The sequence below is a fragment of the Pseudomonas sp. LAMO17WK12:I1 genome, from assembly GCF_900177315.1.
GTDB classification, from domain to species: domain Bacteria; phylum Pseudomonadota; class Gammaproteobacteria; order Pseudomonadales; family Pseudomonadaceae; genus Aquipseudomonas; species Aquipseudomonas marginalis.
Map to the genome: position 1 here is coordinate 65,627 of NZ_FWZV01000015.1, position 15,296 is coordinate 80,922.

11 protein-coding genes are annotated in these 15,296 nt (G+C 64.0%); 1 reads left to right on the top strand and 10 read right to left on the bottom strand.

Features of this window, described 5'->3' with window-relative positions:
- The first annotated feature begins 28 nt into the window (after positions 1 to 28).
- Positions 29 to 766, top strand: coding sequence for a nitroreductase family protein (locus B9N88_RS25775; RefSeq protein WP_027607433.1), 738 nt, complete (start codon positions 29 to 31; stop codon positions 764 to 766).
- On the opposite strand, the gene B9N88_RS25780 is transcribed toward B9N88_RS25775, so the two are convergent.
- From B9N88_RS25780 to B9N88_RS25825, 10 genes are all read right to left on the bottom strand, one after another.
- On the bottom strand, positions 733 to 2,175 hold the full coding sequence (locus B9N88_RS25780) for an efflux transporter outer membrane subunit (RefSeq protein ID WP_027607432.1): 1,443 nt from the start codon (positions 2,173 to 2,175) through the stop codon (positions 733 to 735). The two genes, B9N88_RS25775 and B9N88_RS25780, sit on opposite strands and share 34 nt — an antisense overlap.
- A complete protein-coding gene (locus B9N88_RS25785) occupies positions 2,172 to 5,255 on the bottom strand; it encodes a MexW/MexI family multidrug efflux RND transporter permease subunit (RefSeq protein WP_027607431.1) in 3,084 nt (1,027 codons plus the stop codon). Before B9N88_RS25785 ends, B9N88_RS25780 begins: the two co-directional genes overlap by 4 nt.
- Before the next feature lie 21 nt (positions 5,256 to 5,276).
- Positions 5,277 to 6,383 (bottom strand): efflux RND transporter periplasmic adaptor subunit, encoded by a 1,107-nt coding sequence (locus B9N88_RS25790; protein ID WP_027607430.1) that lies wholly within the window; start codon positions 6,381 to 6,383, stop codon positions 5,277 to 5,279.
- A gap of 36 nt (positions 6,384 to 6,419) precedes the next feature.
- Positions 6,420 to 6,920, bottom strand: a complete 501-nt coding sequence (locus B9N88_RS25795; RefSeq protein ID WP_043293747.1) for a DUF2165 family protein — start codon at positions 6,918 to 6,920, stop codon at positions 6,420 to 6,422.
- Between the two features lie 232 nt (positions 6,921 to 7,152).
- The gene (locus B9N88_RS25800; RefSeq protein WP_027607428.1) at positions 7,153 to 7,575 is read right to left on the bottom strand and encodes a RidA family protein; all 423 of its coding nucleotides are present in this window, start codon (positions 7,573 to 7,575) and stop codon (positions 7,153 to 7,155) included.
- 11 nt (positions 7,576 to 7,586) lie between these two features.
- Complete coding sequence (locus tag B9N88_RS25805; protein WP_027607427.1) at positions 7,587 to 9,170, bottom strand: flavin monoamine oxidase family protein; 1,584 nt, start codon at positions 9,168 to 9,170, stop codon at positions 7,587 to 7,589.
- 12 nt (positions 9,171 to 9,182) lie between these two features.
- Positions 9,183 to 10,106 (bottom strand): ABC transporter substrate-binding protein, encoded by a 924-nt coding sequence (locus B9N88_RS25810; protein WP_027607426.1) that lies wholly within the window; start codon positions 10,104 to 10,106, stop codon positions 9,183 to 9,185.
- An 18-nt stretch (positions 10,107 to 10,124) separates the two neighbouring features.
- On the bottom strand, positions 10,125 to 10,898 hold the full coding sequence (locus tag B9N88_RS25815; RefSeq protein WP_027607425.1) for an amino acid ABC transporter ATP-binding protein: 774 nt from the start codon (positions 10,896 to 10,898) through the stop codon (positions 10,125 to 10,127).
- Complete coding sequence (locus B9N88_RS25820; RefSeq protein WP_027607424.1) at positions 10,891 to 11,856, bottom strand: amino acid ABC transporter permease; 966 nt, start codon at positions 11,854 to 11,856, stop codon at positions 10,891 to 10,893. The genes B9N88_RS25815 and B9N88_RS25820 overlap by 8 nt, the downstream gene beginning before the upstream one ends.
- A 15-nt stretch (positions 11,857 to 11,871) precedes the next feature.
- The gene (locus B9N88_RS25825; protein WP_027607423.1) at positions 11,872 to 14,265 is read right to left on the bottom strand and encodes a TonB-dependent receptor plug domain-containing protein; all 2,394 of its coding nucleotides are present in this window, start codon (positions 14,263 to 14,265) and stop codon (positions 11,872 to 11,874) included.
- Positions 14,266 to 15,296: the final 1,031 nt, after the last annotated feature.

A 15,296-nucleotide genomic window follows, 5' to 3' on the forward strand; every position in this document is an offset into this window, starting at 1 on the left:
ACACCAACCGCCCTAAAGGAATAAGGCCATGACCCCGACTATCGACTTGCTCGCCAACCACCGCAGCGAGCGCAGCTTCCAACCCACGCCCGTCAGCGACGAACACCTGGATGCCATCTTGCGGGCCGGCCACCTGGCGCCGACGTCCTTCAATGCCCAGCATATTTCCGTGGTGGTCGTGCGCGACGCAGGCACCCGCCAACGCATTGCGGCAATAGCCGGCGGCCAGCCCTGGATCGCGTCGGCACCGGTGTTTATCACCCTGGTGGTGGACTTTCACAAGACCGCCGTCGGTGCCGCGCTCAATGGCCAGCAACAGCAGATCCAGCGGCACTTGGAAGGGCTGATCGCCGCCAGCACCGACGGCGGCATCATCCTCAGCACCCTGATGATCGCCGCACGCTCATTGGGGTTGGGCGTGGTGCCGGTGGGCGGCATTCGTGCCAACGCCGAGGCGATGATCGAGCTGCTCGGGCTGCCCGAGCAGACCTTCGCCCTGTGCGGCCTGGCCCTGGGTCATGTGCACGAGCCGGCGGCACAGAAACCGCGCATGGGCATCGAAGCCTTCCGTCACGACGAGCGCTACAACCCGGCCGCGCTCGCACCGGCGATCAGTGCCTATGACCAGCACCTGATGCGCCATTGGCAGATCATCGGCCGTGCGGACGGCCAGTCCTGGTCAAGCACCGTGGGCCGCACGTATGCACGTAACTACCGGCCCGATCTCAAGGCTCAGTTGCTGGCCAATGGTTTGTCCGCTGATTGAGCCTGCTGCGCACCGCCACTGCCCCAGCCCAGCGCCTTGTATAGCGCGATGGCGTTGAGGTAGGACGCCGTCTCGGCATCGGCCACGTCCTTCTTGATCAGGAAAAACGCACGCTGGTTTTCCAGCACCGCCATGTAGGTGCCCGAACCGCTGCGGTAGCGTTTGCTGGCGATGTCGATCGCCTGCTCGGCATGGGTGGCGGACGCCAGCAAGGCGCCCAGGCGGGTCTGGTCCTGCGCCAGGCGCATCAGTGCATTTTCCACATCTTCCTGGGCCTTGAGCAGCGACTGTTGATAGCGCGCCAAGGCACCTTCGGCCTGGGCCTGGGAACCGCGCAGGCGTGCGCGCACGTTGCCCAGGCGAAACGCCGGCCAGTCCACCGACGGCGCCAGCTCATACGCGCGGGACGCGCTGCCCAGGTCGCCGCCACGCAGGGCGAAGAAGCCAATGAAACCGCCCAGGTTCAGGCGTGGGTACAAGTCCGCCGTGGCGGCGCCGACGTCTTCGGTGCTGGCGGCCAGCAGGCGTTCGGCGCTGACCACATCCGGACGATTGCGGATCAACTGGTCGACATCGCCCAAGGGCAGTTGCCGGGCCAGGGGCGCGAGGAAATGCGCCTTGGCCAGGGCCTGCTGTTGACGCGGTGGTTGGCCGGTCAATACGTCCAGGCGATAACCGGTTTCCTGGATCCGCGTCAGCAACGGTGGAATCGCTGCCTCACTGAGCAGCAGGTTGGCATGGGCGTTTTGCTGATCCTCGAATTGGCCGCTGCCGGCGCGCACCTGGGCGCTGGTCAGCGTGAGCGTTTCGCGCCAGGCACTGACCTGGGCCTGGGCCACCTCCAGGCTGCGGGTCAAGCCTTGCTGCTCGTAGTAATAACGCGCCACGTCGGCGGCGATGCTCAACTGCATCAGCGCCAGGTCCGCCTGCGCCGCCTGGGAACGTGCCATGGCCGATGCGGTCAGGCGCTGCAAACGCCCGAACACATCGATCTCCCACTGCACATCAAAGCCGGCGCGATAGGTCTGCGACAGCATCCGCTCCGGTGGCCCACCGTCGAACGGCAACTGCTGCTCCAGGCTGCGGCCATAGGCGGCACGGGCGGTGACGCCGGGATACTGGTCGAGCCGGCGGTCATCGAACACCGCACGGGAGGCCAACAGGTTGGCCTGGGCCTGGCGAATGTCATGGTTATGCGCCAGCGCCGTGTCGATCAGGCGATCGAGCTCGGCGTCGTCAAAAAACGACCACCACTGGGCCTGCACGGGCGCCTGTTGGGCGAACAAGGCCTTTTGCGCGGTGACCAGGCTGATCGGCGGGGTTACGGGCTTTTCGTAATGCGGCCCGACCATGCAGCCGTTGAGCAGCGTCAGCGCCAGCACGGTGGTGACAGTTTTGCCGGGCTTCATGGTTCGCTCCTCAGGGTTTGCGCCAGGGACTGGGCCCGTGGGGTCGCGGCCGCCAGGGAATGCTTGCGGGCCAGCAGGGTGTAGACCGTCGGCAGCACGAACAGGGTGAAGCAAGTGCCGATCAGCATGCCCGATACAATCACCACCCCCAGGCCATAGCGGCTGTTGGCCCCGGCCCCCGAGGCGAACAGCAGCGGCACCAGGCCGACCACCATGGCCGCCGTCGTCATCAGGATCGGCCGCAAGCGAATCTGCGCGGCCTTGCGTATCGCCTCGGAACGGTCGAGGTGTTCCTGGGCCTGCAGGGCGTTGGCGAACTCGACCATCAGGATGCCGTGCTTGCTGATCAGCCCGATCAGGGTCACCAGGCCGATCTGGGTGTAGATATTGATCGTGGCGTAGCCCAGCGCCAGGGGAATCAGCGCGCCGCTGATGGACAGCGGCACGGTGATCAGGATGATCAGCGGGTCCATCAGGCTTTCGTACTGCGCCGCCAGTACCAGGTAGATCACGATCACCGCCGCCAGGAACGCCAGCAGCAGCGCATTGCCTTCCTGGGTGTACTGCCGCGCATCGGATTGCCAGTCGTAGCTGAACCCTACGGGCAACTCGGCGGTGACGCCCTCCAGGAACGCCACGGCGTCGCCCAGGGTGACCCCGGCCGCCGGCACGCCCTGGAAGGTCGCGGCGTTCTGCTGGTTGAACTGGGTCAGCTTGTTGGGTTCGACGTGCTCGGACACCTGGATCACCGTCGACAGCGGAATCAGCGTGCCGTCTTCCGTGCGCACATACTGGCGGGTCAGGGCTTCGGGCGTCAGTCGCTCACTGCCCGGGCTCTGGGCAATCACATCATAGGAGCGGCCCTCCAGGCCAAAGCGATTGAGGTAGTTTTCCCCCACCAGCACCGCCAGCGACTCTCCGATGTCCTGCATGCGGATCCCCAGGCTGTTGGCCTTGGCCCGGTCCACCCGCACCTGTACCACCGGGTTGTTATAGTCCAGGTCACTGTCGACCACGGCGAACAACCCACTGTCGCGGGCCTTCTGCTTGATCTGCTCCATGGTTTCGTACAGCACGCGGTAATCCTGGGAGCTGCGCAGCACCAGTTGCACCGGCAGGCCACCGGTGGAGCCCGGCAAGGCAGGCAACTGGAAGGCAAAGATGCTGGTGCCTTCCACATCGTTGGTGGCCGCCTGCAGGTCGACCTGGATCTGCGCGGCGGTGCGCTCGCGCTCGCCCCACAACGTCAGGTTGATGCCGCCAATGCTCGAGGCGATGCCGTCGCTGCCATTGATGATCCAGGTGCTGACGGTTTCCGGCAGGCGCCCATAGACCTCATTCAGCTTGGTGGAAAAGCGCTCGACGTATTCCAGGTTGGCATGTTGCGGCGCCTTGATGGCGGTGAGCAGCCCGGCCTGGTCCTCGGTGGGCGCCAGCTCCCGCTGCGGCAACTGGTACAGCCACGGCAGGCTGATCATCACCAGCAAGGCAAACAGCCCGCTGAGCCAGCGATGCCGCAGCGACAGGTCCAGTACCTTGGCATAACGCAGGGCCAGGCCGTCGAAGAAACGGTTGGCCAGGTGCGCCATGCGCCCTTCCGATTGCTTGGACTGCAGCAGGAACGAGCTCATGACCGGCGACAACGTCAGCGCCACCACGCCGGACACGATCACCGCGCCGGCCAGGGTCAGGGCGAACTCCCGAAACAACGCCCCCGTGAGGCCGCCCATCATGCCGATGGGCGCATACACCGCCGCCAGGGTAATGGTCATGGCGATCACCGGCCCCGCCACTTCCCGCGCACCGACCAGGGCGGCCGCCACCGGGGTCTTGCCCTCCTCGATATGCCGGTGCACGTTCTCCACCACCACAATCGCATCGTCCACCACCAGCCCCACGGCCAGCACCATCGCCAGCAGCGTCAACAGGTTGAGGCTGAAACCGAACGCCAGCATCAGCGCCGCGGCCCCCAGCATCGACAAGGGGATGGTCACCACCGGAATCAGTACCGTGCGCAACGACCCCAGGCACAGGTAGATGACGATCACCACGATCAGCAAGGCCTCGAGCAGGGTCTTCATCACCTCGTCGATGGAGGTCTGGATAAAGCGCGCGGTTTCAAACGCCAGCTCGGCCTTGACGTCCGGCGGCAGGGTCTTGCGCACGTCCGGCAGGAGTTTCTTGATACCGTCGACAATCACCAGCGGGTTGCCGCCGGGCGTCGGGAACAACCCCAGGTGCACGGCCGAAACGCCGTCCATGGTGGCACTGGTTTCGCTGGACGCCGCGCCCAGCTCCACGGTGCCGACATCCTTCAGGCGGACCAGGCCGTTGCCATCGTTGCGCAGCACCAAATCGCGAAATTCATTGACGTTGGTCAGGTCGGTATTGACCCGCAGGTTGGCGACCACGAACAGGCCTTTGACCTTGCCCGGCGCCGCCTGGTAGTTGTTGCGGCGCACCGCGTCGGCCACATCGGCGGCGGTCAGGCCGCGCGCAGCCAGCCGTGCGGGGTCGATCCACAGGCGCATCGCCAGGGTTTGCCCGCCGAACACCTGGACCTTGGCCACGCCCTCGATGGTGCTCATCACCGGCTCCACCACCCGTGCCAGGTAATCGGTCAAGGCCGGGGTCGACAGGGTCGGGCTGGAGAACCCGATATAGGCCACCGCCGTCGACTCGCCGGACGAGCGCTCGATCACCGGGTCATAGGCCTGCTCCGGCAGCCGGAAACGCACCTGGTTGACCTTGGCCATGACTTCCGTGAGCGCCTGGGTCGAGTCACGGTTGAGCTCCATGCGCACCGTGACCACGCTGCGCCCCTGCACCGACGAACTCGACAGGTAATCCACGCCTTCCACCGATGACACCGCCTGGGCAATCGGTTGAGTGACGAAGCCCTGCATCAGGTCGGATGACGCGCCGGGGTATTCGGTGGTCACGGTGATGGTGGAGCTTTCCAGCATCGGGTACTGGCGGATCGGCAGCTGCAACAAGGACATGATCCCCAGCAGCAGGATCAGAATACTGACGACAAGCGCGAGCACCGGCCGCCGAACGAAAATATCGGTGAAAGTCATGAGCGTTCTCTGGGCGAAGAATCAGATGCCCGTCACAGGCGGTTTGGACGCAGGCAGGGCCAGGGTGTCATCGGTCGCCTGCACCGCCATGCCGTCACTGAGCTTGAGTTGTCCGGAGGTCACCACCTGGTCACCCTCGTGCAAGCCTTCCTGGATCTGGACCCAACCGTCCTGGCGCTGGCCGATTTTCACCGCCACCCGCTTGACCACCAGCGTGGCGCCCTGGTCCGGGCGGGCAAGGAAAACGGTATCGCCATAGGCGGTGTAGGCCACCGCCGTTTCCGGCACGGTGAGCACATCGGCCACCTCGGTATCGGCCACTTTGACGCTGGCGTACATGCCCGGCTTGAGGCGGGCGTCCGGGCTCTCCAGCGTGGCCTGCACCTGCACCGTGCGTGAGCGGCCGATCATCGGGTCGACGGCACTGATCCGCGCCTTGAACACCCGGTCAGGGTAGGCGTCGATCAGCACGCCCACGGTTTGCCCGATGACCAGGCGGCGACTGAGCTGCTCATCCAGGGAAAAATTGACATAGAGCACCTGGGTGTTGACCAGGCTGACGATACGATCGCCGACATTGAGGTACTGCCCTTCGTTGACCTGGCGAATCCCCAGCACCCCGGCGAAGGGTGCGCGGATAGTCTTCTGGGCAATCAGTGCCTGGACTTTTTTCAACTCGCCCAAGGCCATGTCATGGGCGGCCCGGGCGTTGTCGAGCTGTTCCTGGGTCGCGGCGTTTTCCCTGACCAGCCCGGTCACGCGCTTGCGGATGATCTCGGCATTGCGCACCTGGGCCTGCAGCCGCAACTGCTCGGCCTGTTCCGGGGCATCGTTGAGTTTGACCAGCACCTCGCCAGCCTTGACCTGGCGGCCCGACTCGAAGTTGATCAAGGTGACCCGCCCGCCGACCTCGGCGGAAACCTGCACCTGGGAGGCCGCTTCCAGCTCACCGACGCCGGCGAAATACACATTGGCCGGGCGCAATTGCACCGCCCCCAGGGCCACCTTGGTCAACGCGCTGGCGGGGGCATCGGCGGATTGGGCCTGGGACGGCGCGCGCGACATCATCACCACCGCGATGACCGCCACCGGAATCAACACCAGGCTGGTTATCTTCTTCTTGTTCATGGACGTCCTTATCACGATGAGTGCATTACGCGCGGTTCACAGCCAGCTGTGGTTAAACAGGAAGAAGGCCAGTACCGCCCAGATCGACAGCACCAGGTGAGTCAGTTGCAACCCCTCCTGGCGAATCCAGTAGCCGAACCACAAGCCCCCCAGCAGCATCGCGAACACAAACGCCGAAAACGCACTCAGGGCGAGGTTGAGCCAGGGCCTTGCCGACAGCAGGCCGTCGCCGAGGATCAAGTGATAACTGCCGGTCCAGGCCGCGAGTGCAGCGACCAGTTGCAGGGCCAGCACCACCAGCAGCGCCAGTTGGTGCAGACGGGGTGAACGCACGGCCCGCACCAGCAAGGGAATGTCGATGGCGGGGCTCTGGCGCAACGGCTCCATGGCCATGGTTGCGCCTACCGCGCCTACCGAGCTGCGAAACGCTTGCCAGTTGTTAAGCACCGCAATGCTCAGCCACAGGCTCAAGCCAACGGCCTGTACGCCCAGGAACACTGACATCGAGTGACCCAGTAACCCTGCCTCCACAGTCATTCAAACCTCCGTATTTGTCGAAAGGGAAATCCAGCCTCAGGTATATACACAAGACATTGCTTGGATAATACGTCGCAGGCGTTTAAATACAAGATTTATCTTTGTGCGGGAGGGGCTTCAGGAAGGTTGGAAACGCTGTCTGGCAGGCGCCCGCCGGGGCGTTCGGCGCAGTCACGCCGAAGCCCGGAAGCGGTTGTGAGGGGGCTGGAGGGGAGTTACTTGCGAGGGATTGTCACGCCGTCCTGGCGGCGATGGCTTCGATTTCCACCAGTGCACCGGGCAATGGCAACGCCACGACCTGCAACGCGGTGCGTGCGGGCTTGTTCGGCTGCTCGGGGGTGCCGAAGAACTGCGTATACCCACGCTGCAACCCGGCGAAATCCAGCTTGCCGCCCGTTTCCTCGGCGCCGACCAGGAATACCCGTAACTGCACGATATCGCCCAGGTCCAGGTCTTGCTGGCGCAGGATCTGGCGCAGCTTGTTGAAGACCGAAACCGTCTGCACTTCGGTGTTGCCAAACACCCCGGGAACCGTTGGATCAACCAGGTCCGGCAAGGTCCCGCTGACAAAGATCAGGCTGGCGGACGCCGGTACGGTGACGGTCTGCGAGATCGGGAAATCGCCGACGCTGGTGCGTTGAATGCTGTCGCTCATGGTGTGTCTCCTTAAGAGGCGGCGAGTGCCGCGACCTGTCGTTGTTGGGTCACGCGTTCAGCCAGTTGCGCGACCACATGCCGCGCCGAGTTGGCCGCCGATTCCTGCCAGATGCCCACGCCGCTTTGCACCAGGCCGTCGCCGGCGAAGTACACGCGGCCGTGGCCTTCTTCGAGCAAGGCGCTGGCATCGGCCGGGAAGTGTTCACGTTGCAGCCACGGGCCTTCGCTGAAGGGGATCTGTTCCCAGGACACCGCCAGCGGGTGACGCAGGTGCCTGGAGTAGCCCGGATGCAGCAGTTCCACCGCTTCCTTGGAGGTGGCGTACTGCTGGTCGAACGGTCGCGCGCCAAACGCATCGGCGCCCTCCCCGGTCACGTAGCCGGCCACCAGCAGGCCCTCGCGGGTGTTGAGGTCGTTGCTCGGGTACCAGAGCAGGCGCGCCGGGTGTTCGATCCACGACAGGCCGCCGTAGGTGCGGTAGTCGGTTTCCCAGAAGCGTGGGGACTGCCACGCCACTTTGGTGGCCTGGTCGCTGCGGGTGCTGAGCAAGGCGGCCTTGATCGGGTCGCTGAAGTCGGTGTCGAGCTTGGCCAGCAATGGCAGCGGCAAGGTCGAGACCAGATAGTCGGCGCGTACCACCTGCTCGCGACCGCTGCGTTGGTCGTGGTAGGTCACGGCCACGCCGTTTTCCAACTGACGGATCTGGCGCACCTGGGCGCCCAGTTGCACGTGATCGCTGACGCGCCGGTAGAAGGCGTCGGTGATGCGGTCCATGCCGCCCACCGGTTGGAACATGGTCGCCGAAAACTCCGGGAATTCGGTGTGCAGCAAGGCGCCCCACAACTCGGGGTGCAGCAGTTGGTCCAGTGCCAACGGGCTGCGGCTGGCGGGCAAGGCGCCGGGATGGGCCGGGGATTCGAGGTGCCCCGAACGGATCGTGCCCTCAAAGGCCAGCTCCTGGGACAGGTCGCCATACACGTGCAAAAACGCCAGCAAGCGCGTGCGTTCCTCGGCGCTCAGCACATCGTCGAGGGCATCGCGCTGCACCGCCTTGGCCAGCAACCCGGACACGTGCCCGCGCGCATCGTTGATCGCCTGGCCGACGCTGAAGGCCGGCTGGTTCACATCCGGCCGCACCTGGGCGCCATGGCTGCTGTTGACCAGCACTTCCAGCGGCACCCCCAGCTCACTGCAATAGTCGAGGATCGTGCGGTGCTGGCTGGGAATCCGTGCAGGCCCGGCGTTGAAGTAATGCCCCGGCTCGAACGCGGCGGTTTGCGTGCGGCCATCCTTGTAGTCCACGCGGTCGCCATGGCGGATTGTCCAGGTGCGACCGCCGACCCGCTCACGGGCTTCCAGCACCTGCACGCTGAACCCGGCGCGGGTCAGTTCCAGGGCGGTGACCAGCCCGGCAATCCCGGCGCCCAGCACCAGCACGCGGGTGCCCTGCCCCAGGCCGTCCTTGAGTTTCAACGGTTGCGGTCGGCGGTGCGATGACGGCCCGAGGCCGAGTACCGCGAGTGCATCCTTGACGGCTTTTTCGCCGCCTACCGCAGCGATGCTCGACAACGCTTCACGTCGTGTCAGTCCCATGTCGATTGCTCCTTAATCCGGTAGGCCCGGTGGGTTGATCAGCGACTTGTCGACGCGTTCCACATCCAGGCCCCAGCGTTGCAGCACCTGCTCGTACTGGCCGCCGGCAATCGCGCCTTCCAGGGCGGTGTGGATCGGCTTGACCAGGCCGTTGTCCTTGCGGGTGGTCACGGCAATGTCCGCCTGCAATGGCCAGCCACCGTTCACCGTGCCGACGCGCTTGATGCCGCCGGTGATCGCCGCCGAATAGGCATACACCGAGTTGGGCCCGAACAGCGCATCGCTGCGCCCCGACTGCACCGCCAGTTGCGCGGCGGCCTGGTCGTCGAAGTACTGCAACAGCGCGGGTTTGAGGCCGGCCTTTTCGTTGGCCTCGTTCCAGGCCAGCAGGACTTTTTCCTGGTTGGTGCCGGAGCCGACGATGATCTTCAGCCCGGCAATATCGGCTGCCTGCTTGATCTCGCTGATCTTGCTGGTGGTCTTGACGTAGAAGCCGAGCACATCCTGGCGATAGGTGGCGAAGTCAAAGCGCTTCTTGCGCGCCTCGGTCACCGTGACGTTGCTGATCACCGCGTCGTACTTGCCCGAGCTGACGCCCAGGGGCCAGTCTTCCCAGCTGGTCTGCACCACATTGAGTTGCAGGCCGAGGCTGTCGGCCACCAGTTGCGCGGTGTCGGCTTCGCTGCCGATGGTGGTCTTGTCGTCGCTGGCCAGCAGCGCCAGGGGCGGCCCTGCCACGCCGGACACGGCCACGGTGAACTTGCCCGGCTGGGCGAACTTGAAGCCCGGCGGGATCTGCGCAATCGCCGCTTCGTTACGCGGCACATGGATGCGTGGGCGGTCGGGGCTGAGGTCGACCTGTTGCACGGCGAATGCGCTTTGCGCAGCACTGACGGCCAGCGCCAGCAGGGCCACGCGGGTGATGTTGATGAACATGGGCAGTCACTCCTTGAACTAAAGCACCTTGCCGAGAAAGGCCACGGTGCGGGGATGTCGGGGTTGGCGGAAAATCTGTTCGGGCGGGCCTTCTTCGATCAACTCGCCGTCGCAGAGAAACACCACGTGGTCGGCCACTTCGCGGGCAAAGCCGATTTCGTGGGTGACGATCACCAGGGTCACGCCCAGCCGGGTCAGGCCCTTGATCACGTCGAGTACTTCGCCCACCAGTTCCGGGTCGAGGGCTGAGGTGGGTTCATCGAACAGCAGCACCTTGGGGTCCAGCGCCAGTGCGCGGGCAATGGCGACGCGCTGTTGCTGGCCGCCGGAAAGCTGGCGTGGGTAGGCATCGACCTTGTCCGCCAGGCCAACCTTGGCCAACAGTGCGGTGGCCTTGGCCTGGGCGTCGGCCTTGCTCCAGCGCTTGTGCGCCAGCGGCGCCTCGGCGACGTTTTCCCAGGCGGTGAGGTGCGGGAACAGGTTGAAGTTCTGGAACACAAAACCGACGTCGATACGGCGCTTGAGAATCTCGCGTTCCTTGAGCTCGTAAAGCAGGTCGCCCTTGCGTCGATAGCCGACGTATTCACCGTCGATGGTGATGTGCCCGCTGTCGATCTTTTCCAGGTGGTTGATGGTGCGCAGCAAGGTGGATTTACCCGAGCCGGACGGCCCGAGAATCACCGTGACCTTGCCCGGATCGATGGTCAGGTCGATGTCTTTCAACACCTGTTGATTGCCAAAGCGCTTGCCCACGCCCTGGATCTGGATACGGCCGGCGCGGGCTTCACTCATGGGTGTTCTCCTTCAGCCAGCGGCGCACGCGTTGCCACGGCGTGGGCGGCAGCACCCTGGCCGTACCCCGGGCAAAATGCCGCTCGACGTAGTACTGGGCGCTGGTGAGCACGGTGGTGATGATCAGGTACCAGACGGTGGCGACGATCAGCAACGGGATCACCGCCTGGGTGCGGTTGTAGATGACCTGCACGGTGTAGAACAGCTCCGGCAGCGCCAGCACGTAGACGATGGAGGTGCCCTTGACCAGGCCGATGATTTCATTGAACCCCGACGGCAGGATCGAGCGCAGCGCCTGGGGCAGGATGATCCGGAAGATCCGCCGCGAGGCCGGCAGGCCCAGGGCCGCCGCCGCTTCATGCTGGCCGGCATCCACACCGATCAGGCCGCCGCGAATGATCTCCGCCGCGTACGCCGCCTGCATCAGGCTCAGGCCCAGTACGGCCACGGTGAATTGGCTGAGCACGTCCACCGTCGACCACTCGGCGAACACCACGCTGGTGAACGGTACGCCGAGGACAATGTGGTCGTACAGGTAGGCGAAGTTGTAGAGGATGATCAGCACCAGCAGCGCCGGCATCGAGCGGAAAAACCAGATGTAGCCCCAGGCCAGGGCCGCCAGCAGCGGCGAGCCCGACAGCCGCGCCAACGCCAGCGCAGTGCCGAGGATGGCGCTGAACACCGTGCTCAGCAGCGTCAGCAACAGGGTCTGGCCGAGGCCACGCAGCACCGACGGCGAGAAGAACCACTGGCCGAACACGCCCCACTCCCAGCGCGGGTTGGTGGCCAGGGAATGGGCGATGGCGAGCAGCACCAGCGCGGCAAAGATCGACCCGGCCCAGCGCCAGGGGTGCCGCGCGGGCACCACCTGCAGGGCTTTGATCGGTGTGGACACACGGGCCTGGCGCAGCGCGCCGGGCGAGTCAATCAGGTCATAGGATTTGGCAACGATGGGCATGATGTATTCCTCGGCCTAGAAGGCATAGGTCAAGCGGGTGTAGTAGTACCCGCCGGTAAAACCGTAGGGCGAATAGGTGCCGTAGCTGCTGACCATGGTGCTGCTCGGTACACCTTGTTTTTTCGGGTAGACGTCGAACAGGTTCTTGGCGCCGATGGCCACGTTGAGGTCTTTGGTGAGGTTGTAGCCAAGATCGAGGTCGGTGATCCACTTGGCGCTGTAGACCCGGTCGAGGCTGCGGTCGGCGGAGACGTTGACCTCTTTGTAAGAGCCGTAGCGGGTCAGGGCCAGGTTGAGGTTGAAGCGTTCGATGCTCCAGTCGCCACCGAGGATCAGCTTGGTGCTGGGCTGCACGCCGGTGATCAGGTTGCGGGCCTGGCGGTCCATCAGGTCATAGGCCGTGCCCAGGATCGTGGTGGATTCCTTGTAATTGAGGATTCTGGTCTGGTTCCAGTTGAACGCGGCGGTCCATTTCAGCGCGCCATAGGGGCCGAGGTCCTGGCTGTAGTTGCCGACCAGGTCCAGGCCTTTGGTGCGGGTGTCGGCGCCGTTGATGAAGTACTGGCCGCCGGAGGTGGAGGTGATGCCATTGCCTTGCAGCACCTGGGTGATTTCCGGGCCGAGCAAGGTGCCCGTGAGGGTGATGCGGTCGCGCAGGTTGATCACGTAGGCGTCGGCGGTGAAGCGCAGGCGATCGCTGGGGGTCAGCGTGAAACCCAGGCTGAAGTTGGTGGAACGCTCGGGTTTCAGTTCCTGCGCCCCCAAGGCCTGGGCAGCGGCCGAACCTACCGGCAGCACGCCGTAGTTGATCGATTGGTACACGCCGTCGACCACGCCATAGGTGGTGGACCGCGCACTGAACAGGCTGTTGGCCAGGGACGGTGCACGGAAGCCATTGCTCACGGTGGCGCGCACGGCGAACTGCGGGGTGAAGTCGTAGCGGGTGGTCAGCTTGCCGCTGCGGGTAGCGCCCACGCCCTGGTTGTAATGCTCGTAGCGAAACGCGGTACCCACGTACCAGTCCGGCACCGGGTTGAAGCCCACGTCGACGTAACTGGCGAGGCTGTTGCGCGAGGCGCTGCTTTCTTCATCCGGCGAGATGCCGTTGGTGACCTGGGCCCCGGACGACGCACAGTTACCCGGTGCCACGCAGTAGCCGCCGTTGGCGTAGGACTCATAGTCACCGGCCTGCACCTCGTAGGTGTCGCGGCGATGTTCGAAACCGTAGCTCAGGTCCAGCGGCTTTTGCAGGCCGATGTCGAAGCCGCGCTTGAAATCGAGGTTGGTGGTCAGCTCGGTGGAAATCCAGGTACCGGAGGTGAAGCTGTTCGGCGTGGCCTCGCCCAGGGATGGGTTCTGGTTATGGGTGGTGCCCTGCTCCGCCTCGTTGCGTCCGTAGGTGGTGGACAGGTCCCAGTCCCACTCGCCGACGGTGCCTTTACCGCCGAATGCGGCCTGGAAGTCGTCCTCGTCGATATACCAGGTCGGCGTGTAGCCGCCGGGGTAACCGTTAGGCCCGGTGGTGATGGTGTTGGTGATGGTCGGCAGGCGGAAGTTCTGGCCCTGCTCGGCCTTGCGCCGCGAATAGGTGGTGAAGGAATACAGGCTGAAGCTGTCGTCGATCGGCAATTCGGCGTTGTAGCCCAGGGTCAGCAGGTTGGTCTTCGGTGTGCCGTAGCCGCCATAGGTGGAGCGGCCGGCCTGCTCAAAGGCCTGGGCGTAGGTGTAGCCGTTGGCGCTGGCCTTGTTGTCGTCGTTCTGACTGCGCGCGTCCAGGGCCAACTGCACGATGCCGCCGTTGCCGATCTCGAAGCCCTTGTTGAGGCTTTGCTGCACGGTCTGTTTCTTGCCGTCGTAACCCTGGCCGACATTGGTCACCGAGGTGCCACTGGTGTCGGCCTTGAGGATCACGTTGATGACCCCGGCGATGGCATCGGAGCCGTACTGGGCGGCGGCCCCGTCGCGCAGGACTTCGACGTGGTCGATGGCGCTGATCGGGATCAAATCCAGGTCTGCCGGCGCGGCGCCGGTGTTGATGCCGTTGATGTTCAGGGTGGCCGCGGTGTGGCGGCGCTTGCCATTGACCAGCACCAGCACTTCGGCGGCACTCATGCCGCGCAGGTTCGGCGCACGGGCGATGCCGCTGGCGTCCCAACCGGTTTTTTCCGGCAGGGTCAGCGATGGGATCACCGCGCTCAACGCCTCCATCAAACCGGGCTTGCCGGTGCTCTGCAATTGCTTGGCGCTGACCACATCGATCGGCACCGGGCTGCTGGTGACCGTGCGTTGTTCGGCGCCACGGTTACCGGTGACCACCACGGTGGAAAGGGTGCTGTCGTCCTGGGCCCGGGCGGTAGTGGCCAGGATTGCCAGCGCCAGGATGGCGGTCGGTTGTAAGACTTGCTTCATAGCCACTCCAGACATTCCAAATCGCAAAGTCGGGCAGTCACGCGGGCGGGCGCGGTGCTCGGTTTTTTTCAGGGGGGTTGCGGCGATTGGGGACTAGGTGTGGCGCTGGGTTTGAATTGGCAACATACGTTGAACTCCCTTCCAACGATTCTGCTGCGGGGATGATCACCCGGTTATGGCGCGCAGAATCTTGATTACGCTGGGTACCATCCGAGGTCAGGGGTAGGCTGTTGCGATCAAACATAACGGAATGGGTTTTGAAAATACAATGCTGTTTTGATATAAGCTAATATTCTCTAATTTTATTATTTTTTAGTTTTTTTATTCATATAAATAATGTCTTTTCGAGATTGGCCTTTAGCTCAGGCCGAGGTCTACCTGAGGTATGCAAATCCAAATGTGGGAGGGGCGGTGCGACGGTTCGACTTGCCCCCTGATGGCAGTGGGTCAGCTACAGATGCATCAACTGACACTCCCGCATCGGGGCATGGATATCTACACAACTTTTCAGCCTCTGATAAATCTCCCTGTGGCGAGCGGGCTTGTCCCGCGTTGGGCCGCGTAGCGGCCCCAAAACAGCCGCTATGGAGTTTCTGATACACCGCATTCAGCTTTACTGGGGCTGCTACGCAGCCCAACGCGGGACAAGCCCGCTCGCCACAGGGGAACTCGCCAGTCTCTGAAAATTGTGTAGATACCTATGCCCCGATGAGTATGGGTATCTACACAACGTTGTATTAACCAACGGTAACCACGATGCGAAGCGAGCCGCCCTTGATCTTGCTTTAGATCTTGGTCTCAGGCGCCCCGTTAAACCACGCTGGCCGGAATTCGATAGTGATTTGGGGAGTAAACCGGCAGGGATGCCGGTTTAGCCGCCCCGCGCCATGGATGGCGCGTGGCGGCGGCCCCCCACATCACTGTCGGATTACGGGCACACCGAGCCTAGGCGAGGTGCCGAGTGGTGGGGCGAAGCGTTTTGCTTACTTTTGCGCTGTTCAAAAGTGAGCCGCCGTAAGGGCGGAACCCAT

What these genes read in the sequence shown, in the direction of transcription:
- B9N88_RS25775 (WP_027607433.1), top strand. Translation starts at nt 29, where the DNA reads ATGACCCCGACTATCGACTTGCTCGCCAACCACCGCAGCGAGCGCAGC.
- B9N88_RS25780 (WP_027607432.1), bottom strand. Translation starts at nt 2,175, where the DNA reads ATGAAGCCCGGCAAAACTGTCACCACCGTGCTGGCGCTGACGCTGCTC.
- B9N88_RS25785 (WP_027607431.1), bottom strand. Translation starts at nt 5,255, where the DNA reads ATGACTTTCACCGATATTTTCGTTCGGCGGCCGGTGCTCGCGCTTGTC.
- B9N88_RS25790 (WP_027607430.1), bottom strand. Translation starts at nt 6,383, where the DNA reads ATGAACAAGAAGAAGATAACCAGCCTGGTGTTGATTCCGGTGGCGGTC.
- B9N88_RS25795 (WP_043293747.1), bottom strand. Translation starts at nt 6,920, where the DNA reads ATGACTGTGGAGGCAGGGTTACTGGGTCACTCGATGTCAGTGTTCCTG.
- B9N88_RS25800 (WP_027607428.1), bottom strand. Translation starts at nt 7,575, where the DNA reads ATGAGCGACAGCATTCAACGCACCAGCGTCGGCGATTTCCCGATCTCG.
- B9N88_RS25805 (WP_027607427.1), bottom strand. Translation starts at nt 9,170, where the DNA reads ATGGGACTGACACGACGTGAAGCGTTGTCGAGCATCGCTGCGGTAGGC.
- B9N88_RS25810 (WP_027607426.1), bottom strand. Translation starts at nt 10,106, where the DNA reads ATGTTCATCAACATCACCCGCGTGGCCCTGCTGGCGCTGGCCGTCAGT.
- B9N88_RS25815 (WP_027607425.1), bottom strand. Translation starts at nt 10,898, where the DNA reads ATGAGTGAAGCCCGCGCCGGCCGTATCCAGATCCAGGGCGTGGGCAAG.
- B9N88_RS25820 (WP_027607424.1), bottom strand. Translation starts at nt 11,856, where the DNA reads ATGCCCATCGTTGCCAAATCCTATGACCTGATTGACTCGCCCGGCGCG.
- B9N88_RS25825 (WP_027607423.1), bottom strand. Translation starts at nt 14,265, where the DNA reads ATGAAGCAAGTCTTACAACCGACCGCCATCCTGGCGCTGGCAATCCTG.